The sequence below is a fragment of the Amycolatopsis sp. lyj-23 genome (assembly GCF_046549135.1).
GTDB lineage: Bacteria > Actinomycetota > Actinomycetes > Mycobacteriales > Pseudonocardiaceae > Amycolatopsis.
The window spans coordinates 139,333-160,094 of the sequence record NZ_JAJPWN010000013.1 but is presented as its reverse complement, the minus strand read 5'-3'; the positions used below and the strand labels follow the sequence as shown (position 1 = coordinate 160,094).

General features: G+C 71.6%; 23 protein-coding genes and 1 tRNA gene. 16 read left to right on the top strand and 8 right to left on the bottom strand.

Annotated elements, in window-relative coordinates:
* Window positions 1-43: 43 nt before the first annotated feature.
* Together ACLJPY_RS31090 and ACLJPY_RS31085 are read left to right on the top strand one after the other, a co-directional pair.
* Window positions 44-730 (top strand): response regulator, encoded by a 687-nt coding sequence (locus tag ACLJPY_RS31090; protein ID WP_410593787.1) that lies wholly within the window; start codon window positions 44-46, stop codon window positions 728-730.
* Window positions 727-2,082, top strand: coding sequence for a sensor histidine kinase (locus tag ACLJPY_RS31085; RefSeq protein ID WP_410593786.1), 1,356 nt, complete (start codon window positions 727-729; stop codon window positions 2,080-2,082). Before ACLJPY_RS31090 ends, ACLJPY_RS31085 begins: the two co-directional genes overlap by 4 nt.
* On the opposite strand, the gene ACLJPY_RS31080 is transcribed toward ACLJPY_RS31085, so the two are convergent.
* On the bottom strand, window positions 2,057-2,419 hold the full coding sequence (locus ACLJPY_RS31080; RefSeq protein ID WP_410593784.1) for an ester cyclase: 363 nt from the start codon (window positions 2,417-2,419) through the stop codon (window positions 2,057-2,059). The two genes, ACLJPY_RS31085 and ACLJPY_RS31080, sit on opposite strands and share 26 nt — an antisense overlap.
* A gap of 83 nt (window positions 2,420-2,502) precedes the next feature.
* On the opposite strand from ACLJPY_RS31080, the gene ACLJPY_RS31075 reads away from it, so the two are divergent.
* The 7 genes from ACLJPY_RS31075 (at window position 2,503) to ACLJPY_RS31045 (ending at window position 9,215) form a co-directional block, all read left to right on the top strand.
* The gene (locus ACLJPY_RS31075; RefSeq protein ID WP_410593782.1) at window positions 2,503-3,054 is read left to right on the top strand and encodes a TetR/AcrR family transcriptional regulator; all 552 of its coding nucleotides are present in this window, start codon (window positions 2,503-2,505) and stop codon (window positions 3,052-3,054) included.
* Between the two features lie 358 nt (window positions 3,055-3,412).
* Complete coding sequence (locus tag ACLJPY_RS31070) at window positions 3,413-4,318, top strand: LysR family transcriptional regulator (RefSeq protein ID WP_410593780.1); 906 nt, start codon at window positions 3,413-3,415, stop codon at window positions 4,316-4,318.
* 116 nt (window positions 4,319-4,434) lie between these two features.
* Complete coding sequence (locus ACLJPY_RS31065; RefSeq protein ID WP_410593778.1) at window positions 4,435-5,574, top strand: CaiB/BaiF CoA transferase family protein; 1,140 nt, start codon at window positions 4,435-4,437, stop codon at window positions 5,572-5,574.
* A 48-nt stretch (window positions 5,575-5,622) separates the two neighbouring features.
* Entirely contained in the window at window positions 5,623-6,372 is a 750-nt protein-coding gene (locus ACLJPY_RS31060) for a crotonase/enoyl-CoA hydratase family protein (protein ID WP_410593776.1), read from the top strand.
* The gene (locus ACLJPY_RS31055) at window positions 6,369-7,115 is read left to right on the top strand and encodes an acetoacetate decarboxylase (RefSeq protein ID WP_410593774.1); all 747 of its coding nucleotides are present in this window, start codon (window positions 6,369-6,371) and stop codon (window positions 7,113-7,115) included. The genes ACLJPY_RS31060 and ACLJPY_RS31055 overlap by 4 nt, the downstream gene beginning before the upstream one ends.
* Complete coding sequence (locus ACLJPY_RS31050; protein WP_410593773.1) at window positions 7,112-8,017, top strand: 3-hydroxyacyl-CoA dehydrogenase NAD-binding domain-containing protein; 906 nt, start codon at window positions 7,112-7,114, stop codon at window positions 8,015-8,017. The genes ACLJPY_RS31055 and ACLJPY_RS31050 overlap by 4 nt, the downstream gene beginning before the upstream one ends.
* A gap of 1 nt (window position 8,018) precedes the next feature.
* Entirely contained in the window at window positions 8,019-9,215 is a 1,197-nt protein-coding gene (locus tag ACLJPY_RS31045; RefSeq protein WP_410593772.1) for an acyl-CoA dehydrogenase family protein, read from the top strand.
* A gap of 4 nt (window positions 9,216-9,219) precedes the next feature.
* On the opposite strand, the gene ACLJPY_RS31040 is transcribed toward ACLJPY_RS31045, so the two are convergent.
* Together ACLJPY_RS31040 and ACLJPY_RS31035 are read right to left on the bottom strand one after the other, a co-directional pair.
* Entirely contained in the window at window positions 9,220-10,434 is a 1,215-nt protein-coding gene (locus tag ACLJPY_RS31040) for an LCP family protein (RefSeq protein WP_410593770.1), read from the bottom strand.
* 207 nt (window positions 10,435-10,641) lie between these two features.
* On the bottom strand, window positions 10,642-11,385 hold the full coding sequence (locus ACLJPY_RS31035) for an SDR family NAD(P)-dependent oxidoreductase (RefSeq protein ID WP_410593768.1): 744 nt from the start codon (window positions 11,383-11,385) through the stop codon (window positions 10,642-10,644).
* 40 nt (window positions 11,386-11,425) lie between these two features.
* Between ACLJPY_RS31035 and ACLJPY_RS31030 the strand changes: the two genes are divergently transcribed.
* The gene (locus ACLJPY_RS31030) at window positions 11,426-12,412 is read left to right on the top strand and encodes an RNA polymerase subunit sigma-70 (RefSeq protein ID WP_410593766.1); all 987 of its coding nucleotides are present in this window, start codon (window positions 11,426-11,428) and stop codon (window positions 12,410-12,412) included.
* Between the two features lie 161 nt (window positions 12,413-12,573).
* Here ACLJPY_RS31030 and ACLJPY_RS31025 read toward each other — a convergent pair whose 3' ends face one another.
* A complete protein-coding gene (locus tag ACLJPY_RS31025; protein ID WP_410575302.1) occupies window positions 12,574-12,837 on the bottom strand; it encodes a WhiB family transcriptional regulator in 264 nt (87 codons plus the stop codon).
* Window positions 12,838-13,346: 509 nt separating this feature from the next.
* Here ACLJPY_RS31025 and ACLJPY_RS31020 point away from each other — a divergent pair.
* Both ACLJPY_RS31020 and shbA read left to right on the top strand, forming a co-directional pair.
* Window positions 13,347-13,835: an RNA polymerase sigma factor gene (locus ACLJPY_RS31020; protein WP_410593764.1), complete on the top strand. Its 489-nt coding sequence runs from the start codon at window positions 13,347-13,349 to the stop codon at window positions 13,833-13,835.
* Window positions 13,836-13,981: 146 nt separating this feature from the next.
* The gene (gene shbA, locus ACLJPY_RS31015) at window positions 13,982-14,578 is read left to right on the top strand and encodes an RNA polymerase sigma factor ShbA (RefSeq protein ID WP_410594062.1); all 597 of its coding nucleotides are present in this window, start codon (window positions 13,982-13,984) and stop codon (window positions 14,576-14,578) included.
* 100 nt (window positions 14,579-14,678) lie between these two features.
* Here the strand turns inward: shbA and ACLJPY_RS31010 are convergent, their stop codons facing one another.
* Window positions 14,679-15,512, bottom strand: a complete 834-nt coding sequence (locus ACLJPY_RS31010; protein WP_410593762.1) for a LysR family transcriptional regulator — start codon at window positions 15,510-15,512, stop codon at window positions 14,679-14,681.
* A 96-nt stretch (window positions 15,513-15,608) separates the two neighbouring features.
* On the opposite strand from ACLJPY_RS31010, the gene ACLJPY_RS31005 reads away from it, so the two are divergent.
* Complete coding sequence (locus tag ACLJPY_RS31005; RefSeq protein ID WP_410593760.1) at window positions 15,609-16,577, top strand: bile acid:sodium symporter family protein; 969 nt, start codon at window positions 15,609-15,611, stop codon at window positions 16,575-16,577.
* A gap of 64 nt (window positions 16,578-16,641) precedes the next feature.
* On the top strand, window positions 16,642-17,166 hold the full coding sequence (locus ACLJPY_RS31000) for a dihydrofolate reductase family protein (RefSeq protein WP_410593758.1): 525 nt from the start codon (window positions 16,642-16,644) through the stop codon (window positions 17,164-17,166).
* Window positions 17,167-17,203: 37 nt separating this feature from the next.
* On the opposite strand, the gene ACLJPY_RS30995 is transcribed toward ACLJPY_RS31000, so the two are convergent.
* Together ACLJPY_RS30995 and ACLJPY_RS30990 are read right to left on the bottom strand one after the other, a co-directional pair.
* Window positions 17,204-18,196 carry a teichoic acid biosynthesis protein C gene (locus ACLJPY_RS30995; protein WP_410593756.1) on the bottom strand — a complete coding sequence of 331 codons (993 nt, stop codon included), beginning with the start codon at window positions 18,194-18,196 and terminating at the stop codon, window positions 17,204-17,206.
* 156 nt (window positions 18,197-18,352) lie between these two features.
* Window positions 18,353-18,616 (bottom strand): hypothetical protein, encoded by a 264-nt coding sequence (locus tag ACLJPY_RS30990; RefSeq protein ID WP_410593754.1) that lies wholly within the window; start codon window positions 18,614-18,616, stop codon window positions 18,353-18,355.
* A gap of 190 nt (window positions 18,617-18,806) precedes the next feature.
* Here ACLJPY_RS30990 and ACLJPY_RS30985 point away from each other — a divergent pair.
* A tRNA-Ile gene (locus tag ACLJPY_RS30985) sits at window positions 18,807-18,883 on the top strand.
* Between the two features lie 19 nt (window positions 18,884-18,902).
* On the opposite strand, the gene ACLJPY_RS30980 is transcribed toward ACLJPY_RS30985, so the two are convergent.
* Window positions 18,903-19,787 (bottom strand): LysR family transcriptional regulator, encoded by an 885-nt coding sequence (locus tag ACLJPY_RS30980; protein WP_410593752.1) that lies wholly within the window; start codon window positions 19,785-19,787, stop codon window positions 18,903-18,905.
* A gap of 91 nt (window positions 19,788-19,878) precedes the next feature.
* Here ACLJPY_RS30980 and ACLJPY_RS30975 point away from each other — a divergent pair, with 91 nt between their 5' ends.
* On the top strand, window positions 19,879-20,715 hold the full coding sequence (locus ACLJPY_RS30975; RefSeq protein WP_410593751.1) for an LLM class F420-dependent oxidoreductase: 837 nt from the start codon (window positions 19,879-19,881) through the stop codon (window positions 20,713-20,715).
* The last annotated feature ends 47 nt before the right edge of the window (window positions 20,716-20,762 follow it).

The window sequence follows — 20,762 nt, the reverse complement described above, 5'->3', positions numbered from 1 at the left end:
GGCTAGCGTCTCCCCTCTGAACGCGGCGGAGACGGGAGCAGGCATGGGGTCACCGGGACGCGGCCTCGTCCTCGTGGTCGAGGACGAGGCCGCGATCGCCGAACTGGCGGCGCTCTACCTCAAGCGCGACGGCTTCGGCGTGCACGTCGAGGCCGACGGCGGCCGGGCGCTGGACGCCGTCCGGCGCCTGAAGCCGGTGGCGATCGTGCTCGACATCGGACTGTCCGGAATGGACGGCATCGAGATCTGCAAGGCGCTGCGCGCGGCCGGGGACTGGACGCCGGTGCTGTTCGTGACCGCCCGCGACGACGAGCTCGACCGGTTGCTGGGCCTGGAGATCGGCGCGGACGACTACCTCACCAAGCCGTTCAGCCCGCGCGAGCTGGCGGCCCGGGTGCGGACGGTGCTGCGCCGCGCTTCCGGGCCGGCGCCGGCCGCGGAGACGTTCGCCGTGGGCGGCGCGCGCGTCGACGTCCTCCGGCGGCGGGCGTGGGCGGGCGACGCCGAAGTCACGCTGACGTCCACGGAGTTCGACCTCCTCACGCACCTGCTCCGGCACCCGGGGCAGGTGCTTTCGCGCGATCAGCTGCTGAGCGCCGTCTGGGGCTACGCGGCGGCGGCGGGTACGCGCACGGTCGACGTCCACGTGGCCCAGCTGCGGGCGAAACTGGGGGCGTCCAGTCCGATCCGGACGGTGCGGGGCATCGGGTACGCGGCGGACCCGGCATGAGGGTGTCGCTGACCGCGCGGATCACGCTGGTGTGCCTGGCCGTCGCGGGCGTGGCGGTGATCGTCGCGGGCCTGGTCGCGGCCCGGCTGATCCGGACCACGGCGGACAACGTGCTGCAGTCGTCGCTGGCCGCGCAGGCCGACGTCGTCGCGTCCCAGCTGGACGAAACGGGCATCGGCAACCGGCTGGGCGTCGGCAAGGTGGCCGACGTCGTGCGCGGCCAGGGCATCTCGGTGGTGGTCCGGCGCGCGGGCGGGCCGGCGCTCGGGGACGCCGTCGCGGTGCAGGCCGCGGTCAAGGGCGGGCTCGGCGCGGACGCGTCCCGGCGCGTCACGGTCGCGGCGTCGCAGTACCTGGTCGAGGCGCGCGTGGTTGGCGCGCGCGGGGCGGCGTTCGCGCTGGTCCTGCCCGCGCGGAACGCCGAAGCGACGCAACGGGCGCTGGTGCGCAACATCCTGCTGGCGCTGGGCATCGGCCTCCTGGTGGCCGCGTTCGCCGGGTTCGTCTCGGGCCGGCTGCTGGGCCGTCCACTGCGGCGGGCCGCGCTGGCCGCGGGATCGCTGCGGGCGGGCCGTCGTGACGTGCGGGTGCCGGTGCAGGGGCCGCGCGAGGTGGCGGAGGTGGCCGGGTCGCTGAACTCGCTCGCCGACGCGCTGGCCGTGAGCGAGGCGCGGCAGCGGGACTTCCTGCTGTCGGTGTCGCACGAGCTGCGGACCCCGCTGACGGCGGTGACGGGGTTCGCGGAGGCGATCGCGGACGGCGTCGCGTCAGGTGACGACGCGGTGCGGGCCGGGCAGACGATCCAGCGCGAGGCCGCGCGGCTTTCGCGCTTGGTCGAGGACCTGCTGGAGCTGGCCCGCCTGGGCGCGGACGAGTTCCGGCTGGACCCGGCTCCGCTGGACTTGGGGGCGTTGGTCCGCGACTGCGGGGAGGTGTGGCAGCTGCGGTGTTCGCGGGAGTCCGTCGCGCTGTCGGTGTCGGCGCCGTCGTCGCCGGTGCCGGTGGTGGCGGACGCCCGGCGGCTGCGTCAGGTGGTCGACGGGCTGGCGGAGAACGCCCTGCGCGTCACCCCCGCCGGGGCGCCGATGGTGTTCGCGTTGTCGGTGTCCGGTTCGTCGGCTTCGCTGGCGGTTCGCGACGGCGGCCCGGGATTGGCGCCGGAGGACTACCCGGTGGCGTTCGAGCGCGGGGTGTTGAACGCGCGGTACCGCGACCGCCGTCCGGTCGGGTCCGGCATCGGCCTGGCCTTGGTCCACGCCCTGGTCACCCGGATGGGTGGGACGCTGACCGCCGGCCCGGCCCCGGAAGGCGGCGCCGCCTTCACCCTCAGCTTCCCGCTCGCCCCGCGCTGAGCTGGGCGGCGCGGGCGGCGACGTCCATGAGCGCCCAGTGCTCGACGACCCGGCCGTCGCGGACGCGGATCATGTCGATGCCGGTGACGGTGTAGCCGGGGCCGGAGCTGGCGTAGCGGTTCACCGAGAACTCGCCCTGGCTGACGTTCTGCTCGACCTTCACGGCGACGTCGGCCTTCTGGTCCCACTTCGCTCGCCAGGCGTCGATGCCGTGGTGGTCGCCCGCGGTACCGCCGCGGTGGTCGACGACGTCGGGGTCGATCAGGCGCAGGCCTTCCTCGAAGCGTCCGGCCGTCCAGAGTTCGACCAGCCGGGCGTGGACTTCGGACGGGGTCATCGTCGCCTCCAGTAAGTGGGGAGTTCCCCGGTTAGGGTGACGCTAGGATAACCGGGGAGTTCCCCGCTTGTCCAGGAGTGCCGATGCCCGCACGAGCCCGCCGGTCCGACGCCCGGGACAACCACGCGCTCCTGCTGGCGGCGGCCCGCGAGGTGTTCGCCGAAGAGGGACCGGACGCCCCGCTCGACCGGATCGCCCGGCGCGCGGGCATCGGCAACGCGACGATGTACCGGCACTTCCCGAGCCGTCGCGAACTGGTCATCGCGGTGTACGCCGACGAAGTCGCGTCGCTGGCTTCGCGCGCGCGTCTCGACGCGGCGGACCCGGGGGCGGCGTTGTTCGGCTGGCTCGCGGTGTTCGTCGAGCACGTCCGGACCAAGCGCGACCTCGCGCTGTCCCTGACCACCCCGGCCGGCGACCACGAGACGTTGTTCGCCCACTGGCACGAGACGGTCAACGAGACCGCGGCCGCGCTCGTCGACCGCGCGAAAGCCGCCGACGCCGTCGAACCGGACACCGACCCGCTCGACCTCCTCCTGCTGGCCACCGGCATCGCGCTGGCCAACGCCCCGGCCCGCACCCCCCGCCTCCTGGCCCTGGTCCGCCGCAGCGTCTCACCGGCAGATCCCGGGTGATGCCCCCTCAATCACGCGAGATGCCCCGCCAATCACGCGAGTTCCGCCTTCAACCACGCGAGGTGCGGGCCGGATCACACGACCCGACCCTCCGGGTACACCAACCGACCCTCGGGATACGCGAACCGACCCTTCCGGCACGCGAGCCGGCCGGTCCGGTACGCGGACTCGGGACTCGCGTGATCCAGGCCGGAACTCGCGTGATCAGACACGGAACTCGCGTGATCCGGGAGGCATCTCGCGTGACTGGAGGGGCATCACACGTGATCCGAGGGGCATCTTGCGTACCTGGAGGGTCGGGTTGCGTATCGGGACGGTCGGCTCGCGTACCGGGACGGTCGGGTGATTAGGTCGGGGGATGGAGATGCTGCACCTGCGGTACTTTGTCGCGGTCGCCGAGGAACTGAACTTTTCCGCGGCCGCGCGGAAGCTGCACATGGCCGCGTCGCCGCTCAGCCAGCGGATCAAGGACCTCGAGCACGAACTCGGGCAGCAGCTGTTCGACCGCAGCACCCACCACGTCACCCTCACCGACGCCGGGACCGCCCTCCTCCCCCTCGCGCGGGACGTCCTCGAGCAGGTCAGCGCCATTCCGTGGAAGCTGGCGGAGGCGACCCGGCCGGAACGCAGCACCGTCTTCCTCGGGATGCCCGCCGGGGTGCACCCCGATCTGCGGGAGCGCGTCAACGCCCTCGCCGAGCGGGTGAAGCACGCCTACGAGCTCAAACGCTGGCCCGGCACCACCGCCGACCTCGTGCAGGGCGTGCACGACGGAAAGCTCGCCCTCACCCTCGCGCGGCTGCCGGTCACCGACCCGGCGCTGGAACAGCTGCCCGTGATGACCGAACGGCTCGGCGCCGTCGTGCCCGCCGAACTGTTCGCCGGCCGGGACTCCGTCAGCCTCGCCGAGCTGACCGAACTCCCGTACGTGGCCTCACCAGGTGAAATCGTGCCCGCCTATTTCGAACAACTCGACCACCAATTGAACGAACTGGGCGTCAAGAAACGCATCCGGTTGACCAACACCGGCTACGGCGGGACGTCGGAAATCATCTCCAGCGGCGAAGCGTTCTCCATTTCCATGCTCGACGCGAGGAGCCCGATGCACGGCTACCGGCTCGACAACGTCATCGTCCTGCCCTTCACGGATTTCCGTCCCCAGCTGGACACCGGCCTGCTCTGGCGGCGTGATCGCACCGACGGCGACCTGCGCGACCTCGTCGACGCCGCAAAAGCGATCTTCGCCGAGCCGCTCACCAGCTGACAATGGTATGACCGCCAGAGTCATACCATTGTTCGCATCATGATCATTCCCTTTTCCGCCACCCGCACCTAAGTTCGGAAGTAGAGAAACTTCCAAGGCGCGAAAGGACGGACAAGATGACGACCGGACCGCTGGACGGCGTGCGCGTGATCGACCTCTCGACCGTGGTCATGGGCCCGTACGCGGCCCAGATCCTGGGCGACCTGGGCGCCGACGTGATCAAGATCGAGTCCCCCGCGGACACCGTGCGGGTGGGCGAGTACCGCGGCACGCCGGGCATGACCGCGCTGAACCTCAACGTCAACCGCAACAAGCGCAGCGTGGCCCTCAACCTCAAGGACGAGACCGAGCGCGAGCAGGCCCTCAAGCTGATCGACACCGCCGACGTGCTGATCACCAACATGCGTCCCGGCGCGCTGGCCCGCCTGGGCCTGAACTACGCCGACGTCGCCGAGCGCAACCCCCGCCTGGTCTACGCCCACGCGCAGGGTTTCCGCGCCGACTCCGACCGCGCCGGGAACGCCGCCTACGACGAGACCGTGCAGGCCTCCTCCGGCCTGGTCGACGTGGCCAACCGGGCGCTGGGCGAGCCCGTCTACCTGCCGACGATCATCGGCGACAAGGTGTCGTCGCTGACCATCGCCTACAGCGTGCTCGCCGCGCTCCTGCACCGCGACAGGACCGGTGAGGGCCAGCAGATCGAGATCCCGATGACCGACACGCTGATCGCGTTCAACCTGGTCGAACACCTCGCCGGGCACACCTTCGAGCCGGCCGAGAGCCCCACCGGGTTCGCGCTGTCGATGACGAAGGGGCACGCCGCGGTCCGCACCAAGGACGGGCTCGCCTGCGTCATCCCCTACAACCCGCAGAACTTCCGCGACTTCTTCGCCGCGGCCGAGCGCCCCGACCTCGCCGGGGACCCGCGGGTGAACGGCGAAGCCATCAACCGCGCCGACAACGAGTGGCTCACCGAGCAGATCGCGGCCTGCGCCCCGGCGCTGACCACCGAGGAGTGGGCCGAGGTGTGCGCCAAGCACAGCATCCCGATGGCCCCGGTGCTGGAGCTGGACAAGGCCCACGAGGACCCCTACGTCCGCGACGGGCACCTGCTGGACACCGTCGAGCACCCCAGCGAAGGCACGATCCGCACGGTCGGCATCCCGGTCAGGTTCTCCGCGACGCCCGGCTCGATCCGCCGGCTGGCCCCGCTGGCCGGCCAGGACACCGCCGAAGTCCTCGCCGAACTGGCCTGAACCACCGTCACCTCCCCTGCGGAAGTGACGTCGAGGAAGAAGCAAGTCATGAGTGAAGTACGCACCGAGCGGATCGGCAGCACCCTGCTGATCACGATCGACCGGCCCCAGGCCCGCAACGCGGTCAACGCCGCCGTCGCGACCCGGCTGGCCGCCGCCCTCGACGAACTCGAGAGCGACCCCACCCTCCGGGCCGGCGTCCTGACCGGCGCCGAGAACACCTTCAGCGCCGGCATGGACCTCAAAGCCGCGCTCCAAGGCGAGTCGCCGGAGGTCCCCGGCCGCGGTTTCGGCGGCCTGACCGAGGCCGAGCTGACCAAGCCGCTGATCGCCGCCGTCGAAGGGTTCGCCATGGGCGGCGGGTTCGAACTGGCCCTGGGCTGCGACCTGATCGTCGCCGCCGAAGACGCGAAGTTCGGCCTGCCCGAGGTCAAGCGCGGCCTGATCGCCGCGGGCGGCGGCGTGCTCCGGCTGCCGAAGCGGATCCCGCACCACCTGGCGATGGAGTTCCTGCTCACCGGCGAGCCGGTGAGCGGCCGCCGGGCCGGCGAGCTCGGCCTGGTCAACCGCGTGACGCCGAACGGCGACGCCGCCGCCGTCGCGCTGCAGCTCGCCGAGAAGCTGGCGGAGAACGCGCCACTGGCGCTGGCCGCCGTCAAGAAGATCGTGCGCGGCTCGGAGGCGGAAGCCTTCGCCGTGCAGCGTGAAGAGACACAGAAGCTGATGCAGTCCAAGGACGTCCGCGAAGGCATGACCGCCTTCGCCGAGCGCCGCGCTCCGAAGTGGACAGGCGAATGAAGATCGAAGAAGTCCGACGGCACGTGACGACCCCGCTGACCGCCCCGGCGTTCGCGCCCGTGGTCCCGAGGTTCACCGACCGCGAATACCTCAACATCGTGTACCGCACCGACGCCGACGCCCTGCGCGCGGTCGTCCCGGAGCCGCTCGAAGTCGAAGAACCGTTGGTGCGCTTCGAAGTCATGAAGATGGGCGACGTCTCCGGCTACGGCCCGTACACCGAGTCCGGCCAGGCGGTCGAAGTCAGCTTCGACGGCGAGCGCGGCGAGTACCTGCACGCGATGTACCTCGACAACTTCCCGGCCACCGCGTCGGGGCGCGAGGTCAGCGCCTACCCGAAGACCGTCGGCCGCCCGGAGCTCTATGTCGACAACGGCGTTCTCGTCGGCACGCTGGACTACGGGACGCTGCGGGTGGCCACCGCGACCATGGGCTACAAGCACCACGAGCTGGACGCCCGCGAGGCCGAACGCCAGATCACCGTGCCGACGTTCATGCTCAAGACGATCCCCGGCTACGACGGCGCCCCGCGCGTCCAGGAGCTGGTCCGCACCGAGATCAGCGACGTCGTGGTCAAGGAGGCCTACACCGGCCCCGCGCGGCTGCAGCTGTTCCAGCACGTGCTGGCCCCGCTGGCCGACCTGCCGGTGCTGGAGGTCGTCTCCGCGAGCCACATCCGCACCGACCTGACGCTCGCCCCGGTCAAGCCGGTCTTCGACTACCTGAAGGGAGCCTTGGCATGAAAACCGCGGCAGTCATCGGTGCCGGCACCATTGGCCTGTCCTGGACGGCGCTGTTCGCCCACCACGGCCTGACCGTCCGGGTCACCGACCCCCGCCCCGACCTCGCCGACGCCGTCTCGCAGGCGCTGGCCCAGTTCGCCCCGCACCTCGGCACCACCGCCGACGAGCTGGCGAGCCGGGTGCAGATCGCCGCGGACGTCACCGACGCCGTGAAAGACGCCGACGTCGTCCAAGAGAACGGGCCGGAGAACGTCGAATTCAAGAAGGAGCTGTTCAAGCAGCTCGTCGAGGAAGCTCCGGAGCACGCCCTGCTGCTGAGCTCGTCGAGCGCCATCCCGTCGACGGCGTTCACCGAAGAGATCGACGGATCACGGGTCCTCATCGGCCACCCGTTCAACCCGCCGCACCTGATCCCGCTCGTCGAGGTGGTCCCCGGCGAGCGCACCAGCGAAGAGTCGGTCGAGAAGGCCGTCGGGTTCTACGCCGCCCTTGGCCGCACGCCGGTCGTGGAGCGCAAGGAGATGCCGGGCTTCGTCGGCAACCGGCTGCAGAACGCGCTCAGCCGCGAGGCCATCTACCTCGTCGAGCAGGGTGTCGTGACGCCGGAGGACCTCGACAAGGTGATCACGAATTCGCTCGGCATCCGCTGGGCCACGGTCGGGCCGTTCCTGGGCTCGCACCTCGGCGGCGGCCCCGGTGGCTACCGGCACATGGCCGAGCACATCGGCAAGTCCATGAAGAAGATGTGGGCCGGCCTGGGCAACCCCAGCCAGAGCCCCGAAGAGCAGGAGCGGCTCATCGAAGCCGTCGAAAAGGCCTACGGCTCCGCCACGTACTCGGAACTCGCCGAGACGCGCGACCGCAAGCAACTCGCAGTGCTGAACGCAGTGGAGGAGAACTGAAATGGGCATGGAAGCACTCGAAGGCCAGCTGACCGCCGACTTCTACAACTACGAGACGCTGCTGGGCGACGACGAGCGCAAGCTGCTGGTCAAGGCGCGCGAGTTCATGCGCACCGACGTCAAGCCGCTGGTGAACGAGAACTGGGAAGCCGGCACGTTCCCGAAGGAGCTCATCGGGATGTTCCGCGAGAGCGGGCTCGCGGGCCTGCCCTACGAGGGCTACGGCGAGCACAAGCCGGCGGTCAGCCACCTGCTCACCGGCATGATGGCGATGGAGATGAGCCGCACGGACGCCTCCGTGGCGACGTTCTTCGGTGTCCACAACGGACTCGCGATGTACTCCATCCACTCCGGCGGCAGCCAGGAGCAGCGCGACCGCTGGCTCCCGGAGATGGCCGCGATGGACAAGATCGGCGCGTTCGCGATGACGGAACCGCTCGGCGGCTCCGACGTCGCCGGCGGCATGCGGACCACCGCGAAGCGTGACGGAGACAGCTGGGTCCTCAACGGCGCCAAGAAGTGGATCGGCAACGCGACCTTCGCCGACTACGTCGTGGTGTGGGCGCGTGACCTCGACGACAACCACGTCAAGGGCTTCGTCGTCGAGAAGGGCACGCCGGGCTTCGTGGCCGAGAAGATCCAGGGCAAGACGGCGTTCCGGATCGTCGAGAACGCCGAGATCACCCTGACCGACGTCCGGGTGCCGGAGGAGAACCGCCTGCAGGGCATCAACTCCTTCCGCGACGTCGCCGAGATCCTGCGCGCCACCCGCGGCGGCGTGGCCTGGCAGGCGCTGGGCGTGATGGTCGGCGCTTACGAGCTCGCGCTCGGCTACGCCAAGGAGCGCAAGCAGTTCGGCCGTCCGATCGCCCGCTTCCAGCTGGTGCAGGACCTGCTCGTGAAGAGCCTCGGCAACATCACCGCCTCCTGGGGCATGCTGGTGCAGCTGGCCCGGCTGCAGGACGCGGGGATCTTCCAGGACGAGCACTCGTCGCTGGCCAAGGCGTTCGTCACCGCCCGCATGCGCGAGGTCGTCGCCTGGAGCCGGGAGATCTTCGGCGGCAACGGGATCGTGCTCGAATACGACGTCGCGCGGTTCTTCGCCGACGCCGAGGCGATCTACTCCTTCGAGGGCACGCGCGAGATGAACACCCTGATCGTCGGCAAGGCGATCACCGGGCAGTCCGCGTTCGTGTGAGCCTTCAGTTGACGCAGCCGGCGGCCGTACTGGTCGCCGGCTGCTTCGTGTCCGGCGAGGTCCCCGGCGTCGGCGCCTTCGTGCCGGTGGCGGCCACCGGCTTCACGCTGCCGATCGTGTCCTCACCCGCGGCGCGGACCGCCGGGGTGCTGATCGCCGTGCGGACGAACTGCTGGACCTGCGCCGGGTCGACCTTGACCGCGTCGCCGTCCGACGGCGTCGGCAGGGACAGGCTCTGCACCGGGATGGTGGCGAACGCGATCGCGCCCGAGGTCATCCCCCGCAGCTGCTGGGCGAACCCGAGGACGTCCCAGCCCTTGTCCAGCACCACCGAGCCCTGCACGGCGCTGACCAGCGAACCCAGCTTCGACGGGTCGGTGAACGTGCCCGCGCTCAGCACCTTCTTCGCCATCCCGGACAGGAACGCCTGCTGCCGCGCGATGCGGTCGAGGTCGCCGTTGGCCAGCCCGTGGCGCTGCCGGACGAACGCGAGTGCCTGCGCCCCGGACAGCGTCTGCGTGCCGGCCGGGAAGTCCGCGCCGGAGTAGCTGTCGCGCACCGGCGCCTTCAGGCAGACCTCGACGCCGCCGACGGCCTGCGAGAGCGCGTCGAAGCCCGCGAGGTTGATCGCCGCGTAGTGGTTGATGGTGAGCCCGGTGAACTTCTCGACGGTCTGGATCGCCGTCCTCGCGCCGGCCTCGTTCGCGGCCACCTCCAGCGGCGCGCCGGAGAGCCCCTGGGCGCGCAAACCGGACATCGAGGCGTTCTTGCCACGGCTGTAGGCGGAATTGATCTTGTGCTTGCCGTACCCGCCCGCGATGTCCACATAGGAATCCCGCGGGATCGAGATCGCGGTGGCCGCGGCGCCGCCCGCCGGGATGTGGACGACGATCATCGTGTCGGTCGTGTCGCCGCCGTCGTCGCCGCTGCCGGCGTGCAGCGCGTCGAGCACGCTCTGTGGCAACGGATTGCCGTACGCGTCCGTCCGCGCGTCGATCCCCACGAGCAGCAGGTTCTGGGCCACCTTCAGCGGCTCGCCTGCCGGGGCATCTTCGTTGTCCACCTGCGCGGCCGGCGGGATGACGTCCGCGGTGACGATGCCGGCGTCCAGGGAGCTCAGCTGCGTCCACAGGTAGCCGGTGGCGCCCAGCACCACCGTCGAGACGACGCCGAGCGCGACCCGGCCGCCGATCCGGCGCCCCCGCGACGACAACAGCACAGCTTTCCCCTTGCTTCCCCAAGCGGTTCCCTCCTGTCCAGGGTCACCGCGTTAGCTGGGAATCAGCTGAGAAAGTTGTCGGAAAGCTGTGACGGTGCCCGATCGGCCGAGCGGAAAAGGGCCTGGCGGCCGGTTTTGCCACGCACCGTAGGGAAACGCGCACGGGACGGTGCTGTGGGCCCGGCCACAGTGGAGGGCGCTATCGCGTCAGCGCGGCAGTTTGCGCCAGATCGCGCGCGGCAGCAGGCGCATCGCGAAGAAGACCGGACGGAGTACGCCGGGCACCCAGACGACCCCACGGCCGCGCCGCAGCGCCGCGACCGTCGCTTCGGCCACCTGGTCCGGGGTGCTGGAAAACGGCGCGGGCGCCATGCCTTCGGTCATCCGGCCGATGACGAAGCCGGGGCGGACGAGCAGCAGCCGGACGCCGGAGCCGTGCAGGGCATCGGCGAGGCCGCTCGCGAAGCCGTCGAGACCCGCTTTGGCGGAACCGTAGACGTAGTTCGCGCGGCGCACCCGCACCCCGGCCACCGACGAGAAGACGACGAGCCGGCCGTGGCCCTGCGCGCGCAGGAGGTTCGCGGCGTGGGTCAGCACGCCGACCTGGGCGACGTAGTCGGTGTGCACGATCGCTGCGGCGTGCGCGGCGTCGCGCTCGGCACGCGCTTGGTCGCCGAGGACGCCGAAGGCGAGCACGACGGTGTCGAGCGGCCCGTGCCCGGCCGCGACCTCGTCGAGGAAGGGCCCGTGCGCGGCGAGGTCGTCGGCGTCGAAGTCCACGGTCTCGACCGTCTCGGCGCCGGCCTCGCGCAGCGCGGCGACCTCCGCGGTCAGGTCCGCGCCCGGCCGCGCGGCCAGCACGAACCGCCGGACGTCCCCGCTGACCAGGCGTTTCGCCACGGCCAGGCCGATTTCGCTGCGTCCGCCGAGCACCAGCACCGTTCCGCTCATGCGCAGCAGTGTCGCAGCCCGTGTGCGCTAGCGTGCCGGGGTGGGCCACGCTCAGGACTTCGAGACGCTCGTCGAACGGCACCGCCGGGAGATCCAGGTGCACTGCTACCGGATGCTGGGTTCGCTCGCCGACGCCGAGGACCTCACGCAGGAGACGTTCCTGCGGGCGTGGAAGGGCCGCGCCGGGTTCGAAGGCCGGGCGAGCGTGCGGACCTGGCTCTACCGGATCGCGACGAACGCCTGCCTCGACGTCCTCGCCCGCCGTCCGCGTCGCGTGCTGCCCGACCAGCTCGGCCCGGCCGGGGAGCCGGACGGGCCGATCGCGGCCGTCGACCTGCCGTGGCTGGAGCCCTGCCCCGACCGGCTGCTCGAGGGCGCGGCCCCGGACGACGCCGTCGTCGAGCGGGAAACCATCGAGCTGGCGTACCTGGCCGCCCTGCAGTACCTGCCGCCGCGGCAGCGGGCGGCGCTGATCCTGCGGGACGTGCTCGGCTGGTCGGCGAAGGAGACGGCGGCGGGGCTGGAGACGAGCGTCGCGTCGGCCAACAGTGCGCTGCAGCGGGCGCGGGCGACGTTGCGTGAGCGGTTGCCCGCGCGGCGTGCCGAGTGGACGGTCGGCGAGCCCTCCGCCGAGGAAACGGCGCTGCTGAAGCGGTTCATCGCCGCGTACGAAGACGGCGACCCCGCCGCGGTCGCCCGGCTCCTGCACGAGGACGCCGAAGCGATCATGCCGCCGTACCCGCTGTGGTTCGGCAACCGCGCCTCGATCGTGCGGGCGCTCTCGCTCTCGATGGACCCGGCGTCGCCGCACTGCGTCGGGCGGTTCCGGATGCGGCCGGTGCGGGCGAACCGCCAGCCCGCCGTGGCCACGTACCTGCGGCGCCCGGGAGAGCACGAGCACCGGTGGTTCGGGGTCACGCTGCTCACGGTCGAGGACGGGCTGATCACGGCGATGGCGGCATTCGAGTCCGCGACGGCGGCGACGTGGGACCTGCCGGAGACGTGGCCGGAGCCGGGGTCCGCGTGAAAGATGCAAAGCGGCGCATGGATATCGCGCCGTGAAAAAAGCCCGGGCGGGTGATTCACGGGGAATCACCCACCCGGGCCCGCACTCGGCCGGAATCGGATTTCTTCGGCGATTCGGTGCTGGTGCTCGAGTCCGCCGGGAAGAGGTCACCGGGCGGTGCGTCAGGCTGCTCGGTGCCGCTCGGGCGCGGTGCGCACCAGCCGGCGGCGTTCGTCCGCGGTGGTGCCGCCGAAGACGCCGTGGTCAAGGCCGTTGTCGAGCGCGTAGCCGAGGCATTCGGCGCGCACGGGGCAGCGCGCGCACACGGCCTTCGCCTGCGCCGTCTGCCGGGCGCCGGGGCCGACCTCGGAGATCGGGAAGAACAGTTCCGGGTCCTCGTCCTTGCAGGCCGCGAGTTCCGCCCAGCCCGTCATCGTGGCTTCCATTTCCTTCGTTCACCTCCTATCTCTTACTGCTTCCCATTGTTGGGGCGCGTCAACCGACTTGATTTCGGCGGACGCGCGAGCGTATCCGCCTCGGTCAAGGGGGTTTTGGCTTCGGTCCCCGGCTCACCCACCGGGCAACCAAGACTGCAACACATGAGAGTACGCCTTTCTTCCGGGGATCTCGATGTCGATCACGTCACCCGATCGGCGAAGCCGGTGGGCCGCCGGGTGCCGCCGGGCCGGTCGTCACCGGCCCGCTTCTGGGTTGTCCGGTAGGGGTTTCCGGGCCCGCAGTGATCGAAACGCGGCGGTTCGCGACGGCGTCGACGGCGTGTCCGGAATCCGCCGCTCGCCCCGCCGCCCCGAGCGCCTGCACGGCCGGTGGTCACGAGCTGTCACCAAGGCAACGCGGTCCATTACTCCTACCGGGCAGTCTTGACCGAATCGTTACACGTAGCGGTCACCTCAGCGCACCTGTCCTTGTGAGGGCGAGGGGTGGTGGGGTTTCCGTGTGCGGTCACGACGAGTTCGACGCGTTCTTCCGCGCCGACTTCCCGGCCCTCGTGGCGTTCCTCTGCAAGGCCGGGTTCGAGGTCGAAACGGCCCGCGACGTCGCCGCCGAGGCGATGCTGCACGCGCTGGAGGCGTGGCCGGTCGTCGAGGACCCGCGGGCTTGGGTGCGCCGGGTCGCCGGGCGGCTGATCGACGCACCGGCCGGCGCGCGGGTGGACTGGGCCCCGGTGGGCGACCCGCAGGACGACGAGGAGCTCGCCGGGCTGGTCGACCAGCACGCGGGGCTCATCGAGCTGCTCGCCTCCCTGCCGGGCAAGCAGCGGATGGTGCTGGCGTGGTCGCTCGACGGGTTCACGCCGTCGCAGATCGCGGAGGCGCTCCGGATCGCGCCCGCGACCGTCCGGTCCACTCTCCGCCACGTGCGCGAACGCCTCAGGCGAGTCCGGGCCGCGCGGCCCGGTGACCAGCGGGACAGGGAAAGGTGAGCGAAATGCCGGCAACCGAATACGGGGATCGGGTGATCACCGCGCAGCTGCGGGAGTCCAACGCCGCCTTGCACGATTCGCTGCGCGTCGGGCTCGACGTCGAGGGCACCCTGCTGCGGGTGCGCAGCCGGGCCCTGGTCCGGGAAATCGCCGCGACGCAGCCCGCCGAAGCGTTCCCGCCGCACTGGCGGCGCCACGACGAGCCGGTCGCCGCGGCGATCGCCGGCGACGACGCCGCGACCGCCCGCCTGCTGGCCACGATCCGGCCGCTGGTGGTGCGCTACTGCCGCGCCCGCGTCGGGCGGCACGAGCGCTCGTTCGCTTCGGCGGACGACGTGGCCCAGGAGGTCTGCCTCGCGGTGCTGACGGCGCTGCCGTCCTACCACGACCAGGGCCGCCCGTTCCTGGCGTTCGTCTACGGGATCGCCCAGCACAAGGTGGCCGACGCCCACCGAGCGGCGGCCCGCAACCGCGCCGACCCGGTCCCGGAGGTCCCGGACGGCATCAGCCAGGCCGTCGGCCCGGAGCAGCGCGCCCTGCGGTTCGAGCTGAACGAGCAGCTGGCCCGGCTGCTGGACGTGCTGCCGGCGAAGCAGCGGGAGATCGTCGTCCTGCGGGTGGTGGTCGGGCTGTCGGCGGAGGAGACGGCCGCGGCGGTGGGATCGACGCCCGGGGCGGTCCGGGTGGCTCAGCACCGGGCGCTGGGGCGGTTGCGGAGGCTGCTCACCGGGGAGGAGGAGTAGCTCCGGACTCGCTCGGCGACGTGCGGGCGCCAGGCGGCGAAAGCGACCGAAGCTGTGGGCTGAAAGCCGGGCCCGCGACCCCGCACTCCGGCGAACCGAGCTACCGCTGCACCCGCTCGAGGATGAACTCCGCCAGCGCCGCGGCCGGCCCTTCCATCGACTCGCGAGCCAGCAGCATGAACTCGATCTCGCCCGGTTCCGGCAGGCCGGCCAGCTCCACCAGATCCGCCGGGACCAGGCTGCGCGCGTGCAACGTCACCCCCAGGCCCGCCGCCGCGGCGGCGCGGAGGCCCGTGAGGCTCGACGTCTGGCAGGCCGCGCGCCACTCCAGGCCCGCTCGCTCCAGGCACTCGACCGCCAGCTGGCGCGTGATCGACGGCAGCGGGTACTGCACCAGCGGCACCGGCCGGCCCGGCTCCAGCACGGTCGCCGGCGAGCCGATCCAGACGAGCGGTTCCCGCCAGACCAGGCGGCCGTGCTGGGCGCCCGGGCGGCGCTTGCCCAGCACCAGGTCGAGCCGGCCCGAGCGCAGGCGCTGCGTCAGGACGTCCGACAGCTCGACCGTCAGCTCGACGTCCACCAGCGGGTGACTGCGCCGCAGCCGGTGCAGGATCTCCGGCAGCTCCCCGAGCGCGAAGTCCTCGGACACACCGAAGCGCACCCGGCCGCGCAGTTCGGCGCCGCGGAAGTGGCGCTGGGCGCGCTCTTCGGTGTCGACGACCGTCTGCGCGAACCCGAGCATCGCCTGCCCGCGCGCGGTCAGCTCCACCGTGTGGGTGTCCCGGGCGAACAGCAGCCCGCCCGCGTCGCGCTCGAGCCGCCGGACGTGCTGGCTCACCGTGGGCTGGCCGACACCCAGCCGTCGCGCGGCCGCGGTGAAGCTGCGCGTCTCGGCGACGGCGAGGAACGAACGGCACAGGCGGGGCTCGAGCACCTGCCGAGCCTATCGCGATTCGCGATGACAGTCAGTCCGGTCATTGGGGTTCCGAATGATCGGGTGACCGCCGAGAATGGCCGGGGAAGGAGATCCATGTCCCGGTTCCGGCTCGACCCGTTCGTCCTCGCGATCCTCGCCACCGTCGGGGTCGCCACCCTGCTGCCCGCTTCCGGTGCCGTGGCGAGCGGCTTCGGTGTCGCCACCACGGTCGCCGTCGGCCTGCTGTTCTTCCTCTACGGCGCCCGCCTGTCGACGCAGGAAGCCCTCGAAGGGCTGCGGCACTGGCGGCTGCACGCGGTGGTGCTCGCGGCCACGTTCGTCCTGTTCCCGCTGCTCGGCCTGGCGCTGTTCCTGCTGCCGTCGTCGGTCCTGCCGGCGCAACTGGCCGCCGGGGTGCTGTTCCTGGCGGTGCTGCCTTCGACCGTGCAGTCGTCGATCGCGTTCACGTCGATCGCCCGCGGCAACGTCGCGGCCGCGATCTGCAGCGCGTCGCTGTCCAACCTGGCCGGCATCGTGCTGACGCCGCTGCTGGTGGCGCTCCTGCTGGCGGGCGACGGCGCCGGTGTCGACGGTTCGGCGGTGCTCGGCATCGTGCTGCAACTGCTCGCGCCCTTCGTGGCCGGCCAGCTGGCCCGCCGCTGGATCGGCGGCTGGATCACCCGCCACGCCGCGCCGCTGAAGCTGGTCGACCGCGGGTCGATCCTGCTGGTGGTCTACACGGCGTTCAGCGCGGGCATGACCGAAGGCATCTGGCATCGGCTCGACCTCGGCCACCTCCTGGTGCTCGTCGTCGTGTGCTGCGTGCTGCTCGCGGCGGTGCTGACCGCGACCGGCTGGGGCGCGCGCCTGCTGGGTTTCGCCCGCGCGGACCGGATCACGATCGTGTTCTGCGGGTCGAAGAAGAGCCTGGCCAGCGGCCTGCCGATGGCGACGGTGCTGTTCGGGCACACGCAGGTGGGGCTGATCGTGCTGCCGCTGATGCTGTTCCACCAGCTCCAGCTGATCGTCTGCGCCACGCTGGCCCGCCGGTACGCCGCCGCGCAGGAGTTCACGCCGGCCTGACCGATGAGTTTTCCGGCCCGGTCCCGTCGGTACGGGATGACGTCACCGACCGGAAGGCAGCCCGATGGCCAAGCTCCTGTACCACATCACGATGTCCCTCGACGGTTTCGTCGCCGGGCCCGCCGACGACATGACGTGGCTCGCCGGCCTGCCCGCCGGGCCGAACCCGGTCGTCGAGCGGCTGCTCGGCGGGATCGGCGCGGTGGTGATGGGCCACCGCACCCACGCCCCGGCGACCACGGCCGAAGGCCGGGTGTACGGCGGCCGCTGGCGGGGCCCGGTCTTCGTGGTGACCCGCGACGCCGTGCCGTCGGACGGCTTCACGCTGGTCGAGCGGCTCGGCGACGCGGTGGCGGCGGCGTCCGCCGCGGCCGGTGACGGTTACGTCGCGGTGCTCGGCGCGACGACCGCGCGGCGGTGCCTGGAAGCCGGGCTGCTCGACGAAGTCCTGGTCCACGTCGCGCCGATCCTGCTCGGCGACGGCGTCCGGCTGTTCGACCACCCGGGCGGGACCCGGGTGCGGCTCGACGCCGTGGAGCTGAGCCACGCCGGGCCGATCGCCAACCTGTGGTACCGGGTTCGCCGGTGAGCGTCCACAGAGGACCGGGTCTGCCGGTTTCGCGCGATCACCCGACCAGGACGTTCTTGTAGAACAGGTTGGCGTAGCGGTCGACGTTGTCCATGCTGCTGCGCGATCCGAAGCCGAGGAACAGGCGCGTCTCGCCGCCGGCCGTGCGGTAGACGGCCAGGCCTTCGGGTTCGCGGTAGACGAGCGTCGAGCCGGCCCGGGTGAGGGCGCGGTCCCGCACCAGGCCGGTGTTCATGTCGATGCGCGTCACGCAGGAGTCGATGCCGGCGGCGTCGGCGTGCCCGGAACCGTCCAATGTGTACAGGCTGCTGCCGAGGATGGAGTAGCCCTGGAAGACGACGCTCGACGTGCTCAGCGCGGGCTGCGGGAAGTGCACCAGCGGCGTGGAGAAGTCGCCGGCGGCGGCGCTCGCGAGCGGGTAGACGCTGTACCACATTCGGCCGCCTTCGCTGCGGCGCACGGCGAGCCGCCGGTACACCGGGTCGGTGGCGCAGGTGATCGCCTTGCTGCCGGTGAGGAACTTCTTCACCGACGGCGTACCGCCGTCGACGAACTTGAAGCGGGCCAGCGCGGTGCCGCGGGCGTCGGTGGTCGTGCCGTCGGCGTCGCACTCCATCCAGATGTAGGACGCGGTCCCGACCGGCTCCACCCCGATCGACACGCCGTGCCCGGCGTGGGCCACGTGCATGGAGCCGAGCACCTCGCCGCTGAAGCTCAGCTGGTTGAGGCAGAGGTCGTCACCGGAGGTCCCGTTCTGCGCCTGGACGACGAAGAGCCGCCGGTTCACGTTGTCGAAGGCGAAGCCCTGCATGACGTGGTGCGACTCGTGCAGCATCTTGCTGCGGAAGAGGTCGTAAGACGGCTGCGTGATGTCGATGTAGGGCGAGACGGGAATTCCGTCGTCCGCGGCGGCGGTGCCGGTGCGCAGGGCACCGGCCCCGAGCGCGACGGCGGTCGCGGCGCCGGCGCGGAAGAACGAGCGCCGGGAAAGCGCTCTCGAAGGGGGACACGGAACGGGGTTCTGCAACACGGATCGCCTCCTGGTTCGAACGTCGGTAGGAGCTTCCGCCGGCCGTGTACAGACGACGTACAAAGCCGGATACAAGAAGACGGAACAGTCTCGCGCCGATTCGACCACACCGACGGCGGGATCCGCGGTTTCCGCCCGGCCCGCCAAGGCTTTCCGTCACCGCGGGCGGGGCGAAGGCTTCTTTTCCAGCTCTTCCGCGAAAATCGTGTCGACCCGCGAACTCGCGCGCCGCAGGGCGCGCACGAGGGTTCGGACCACGTAGCCGAAGGCGAACACGAGCAGCAGGGCCAGGCCGATGAGCGCGGGGTTCGCCACGACGACCTCCCGGTATTCGTGTGCGAGGTAGCCCAGGCCCGCCCCCGCCGTGAACGCGTCCAGCCACGCCAGCCGGATCGCCCGGGAACGGGACGTGGTGGCCATGGCCAGCTTCCCCTCCCGCCGTTCCGGTCAGCGGTGACGCCCTTGCAACCTAGACGAGCGTGCGCCGGTCGGCGGCCACTTCAACCTGTTTGGCCTACCGGGTCTGCCCGGATGGCCGCTGTGATAACTTGAAGCGAACTGAGTGTTCTGTGCAGGTGCAAACCCCGTGTCGCCGCTGCGCCGGGGTGAGGGGGCGGTAGCTCAGTTGGTTAGAGCAGGGGACTCATAATCCCTTGGCCGCGGGTTCGAGCCCCGCCCGCCCCACCATTCGTCTTGAAGCGAAACGTCACCCGCCGCAGAGGCAGCGTTCGCACGCCTCGACGAAGACCTGCACGGCCCGGCGCTCGTCGCCCGCCCGCCAGACGACAGCCAGTTCGCTCGGCGCGAGGCCGGTGACGCGGCGGCACACGATGTCGTCGCGCTGGTAGATCCGCGCGTTGCCCGCGGAAAGCAGGAGCGCGCCCAACCCCGAACCCACCGCTTCGAGGGATTCTTCGGCGGTTTCCGCTTCGGCGACCACCCGCGCGGGCGCCGGACGCTGGTCGTTGCCCAGCCAGAATTCGCGCAGTGGCCCGGCTGTGCTCGGCAAGGCGATGAACGGCTCGTCGGCCAGCTCGCTCAACGCCACCGCTTCGCGCGCGGCCAGCCGGTGCCCCGACGGCAGGGCGACCCAGCGGTCCTCGGTGGCGACGACCTTCCGCGGGAACTCCGCCGGGACCGGCAGCCAGGCGACGGCCACGTCAACCTCGCCGTCGGCCAGCCCCACCGTGGGGTCGCGCCACGGGATCTGCCGGAACAGCAACCTCCACTCCGGCAGCGCCGTCGCCATCCTGGCCGTCACGTTCGGGATGAGACCGCGGCCGATGCGGGTGTGGAACCCGACCGTCAATGTCCTACGGCCGGCCGCGGCCACCTCGGCGAGCGCGCCCTGCGCGTCTTCCCACTGCCGGATGATCCGCTGGGCCTGCGGCAGCAGTGCCGCGCCCGCGGCGGTCAGTGCGACCGTGCGGTGGTCCCGCTCGAAGAGCGGCACCCGCAGCGACGTCTCCAGCCGCCGGATCTGCTTGCTCAGCGACGGCTGGGCGATGAAGAGCCGTCCGGCGGCCCGGGTGAAGCTCAGCTCCTCCGCCACCGCGACGAAGTACCGCAGGTCGCGGACGTGGACATCCATAGCCACAGGCTATAGCGGCCGATCTTGGACGCCCGCCGCCGGACGGCCCGACGATGGGCACGGGTACCGACGACGGCGAAAGGCGAGGCACATGCAGCTGGGAGTTTCGGGTCTGAACGCAAAGGCGACGCTGGGGCCGGCCGAGACGGTCCGGCTCGCGCGGCTGGCCGAAGACCTCGGCTACGCGTCCTGGTGGGCGGGCGACCACGTGGTGCTGCCCAGCCCGCGGGTGCCGGACTCGCCGATGGAGCCGACCGACCCGATCCTCGACCCGCTGGTGCACCTGGCCTTCGTCGCGGCCGTCACCGAACGGGTGGAACTCGGCACCGGGATCGTGATCCTGCCGCAGCGCCACCCGCTGGTCCTCGCCAAGCAGGCGGCGAGCCTCGACGTGCTCAGCGGCGGCCGCCTGCTGCTCGGCGTCGGCGCCGGTTACCTCGAACCGGAGCTGCGCGCGCTCGGGGTGGCGATGGCCGAGCGGGGCCGGCGCACCGACGAGTACCTCGACGCCATGACCGCGCTGTGGACCGACCCGGCACCGGCCTACCAGGGCGAGTTCGTCGCGTTCCACGACGTCGACGCGCACCCGCGGCCGTCGCGCCCCCGGATCGTGGTCGGCGGCCACAGCCCGGCGGCGTTCCGGCGCGCGGTGTCCCGCGGTCACGGCTGGTTCGGCAACGGCGGCCTGGCCGACTTGCCCCGCCACCTCGCGGGTCTGCGGCGGGCGGCCGAGGAGGTCGACCGCCCGGCGCGGCTGGGCCGGCTGGAGATCAGCTACCTCCCGCTGGACCCGGTGGAGGTGGACGCCCGCGCGGCGGAGAGGTACGCGGCCCTCGGGGTGGACCGGCTGGTGGTGTACCCGCTGCCGCTGGAAGACCCGGCGGAGGTGGCCCGCTTCCTGGAGCGGCACGCGACGCTGCGGTGGTGAGCAGTGGGACGCCTGTGGGGGAATCGCCGCCGCGGGCCGGGCGGGGG

Excerpts from the sequence above, each read along its gene's own strand:
- ACLJPY_RS31090 (WP_410593787.1), top strand. The coding sequence starts at position 44 with ATGGGGTCACCGGGACGCGGCCTCGTCCTCGTGGTCGAGGACGAGGCC.
- ACLJPY_RS31085 (WP_410593786.1), top strand. The coding sequence starts at position 727 with ATGAGGGTGTCGCTGACCGCGCGGATCACGCTGGTGTGCCTGGCCGTC.
- ACLJPY_RS31080 (WP_410593784.1), bottom strand. The coding sequence starts at position 2,419 with ATGACCCCGTCCGAAGTCCACGCCCGGCTGGTCGAACTCTGGACGGCC.
- ACLJPY_RS31075 (WP_410593782.1), top strand. The coding sequence starts at position 2,503 with ATGCCCGCACGAGCCCGCCGGTCCGACGCCCGGGACAACCACGCGCTC.
- ACLJPY_RS31070 (WP_410593780.1), top strand. The coding sequence starts at position 3,413 with ATGGAGATGCTGCACCTGCGGTACTTTGTCGCGGTCGCCGAGGAACTG.
- ACLJPY_RS31065 (WP_410593778.1), top strand. The coding sequence starts at position 4,435 with ATGACGACCGGACCGCTGGACGGCGTGCGCGTGATCGACCTCTCGACC.
- ACLJPY_RS31060 (WP_410593776.1), top strand. The coding sequence starts at position 5,623 with ATGAGTGAAGTACGCACCGAGCGGATCGGCAGCACCCTGCTGATCACG.
- ACLJPY_RS31055 (WP_410593774.1), top strand. The coding sequence starts at position 6,369 with ATGAAGATCGAAGAAGTCCGACGGCACGTGACGACCCCGCTGACCGCC.
- ACLJPY_RS31050 (WP_410593773.1), top strand. The coding sequence starts at position 7,112 with ATGAAAACCGCGGCAGTCATCGGTGCCGGCACCATTGGCCTGTCCTGG.
- ACLJPY_RS31045 (WP_410593772.1), top strand. The coding sequence starts at position 8,019 with ATGGGCATGGAAGCACTCGAAGGCCAGCTGACCGCCGACTTCTACAAC.
- ACLJPY_RS31035 (WP_410593768.1), bottom strand. The coding sequence starts at position 11,385 with ATGAGCGGAACGGTGCTGGTGCTCGGCGGACGCAGCGAAATCGGCCTG.
- ACLJPY_RS31025 (WP_410575302.1), bottom strand. The coding sequence starts at position 12,837 with ATGGAAGCCACGATGACGGGCTGGGCGGAACTCGCGGCCTGCAAGGAC.
- ACLJPY_RS31005 (WP_410593760.1), top strand. The coding sequence starts at position 15,609 with ATGTCCCGGTTCCGGCTCGACCCGTTCGTCCTCGCGATCCTCGCCACC.
- ACLJPY_RS31000 (WP_410593758.1), top strand. The coding sequence starts at position 16,642 with ATGGCCAAGCTCCTGTACCACATCACGATGTCCCTCGACGGTTTCGTC.
- ACLJPY_RS30990 (WP_410593754.1), bottom strand. The coding sequence starts at position 18,616 with ATGGCCACCACGTCCCGTTCCCGGGCGATCCGGCTGGCGTGGCTGGAC.
- ACLJPY_RS30980 (WP_410593752.1), bottom strand. The coding sequence starts at position 19,787 with ATGGATGTCCACGTCCGCGACCTGCGGTACTTCGTCGCGGTGGCGGAG.
- ACLJPY_RS30975 (WP_410593751.1), top strand. The coding sequence starts at position 19,879 with ATGCAGCTGGGAGTTTCGGGTCTGAACGCAAAGGCGACGCTGGGGCCG.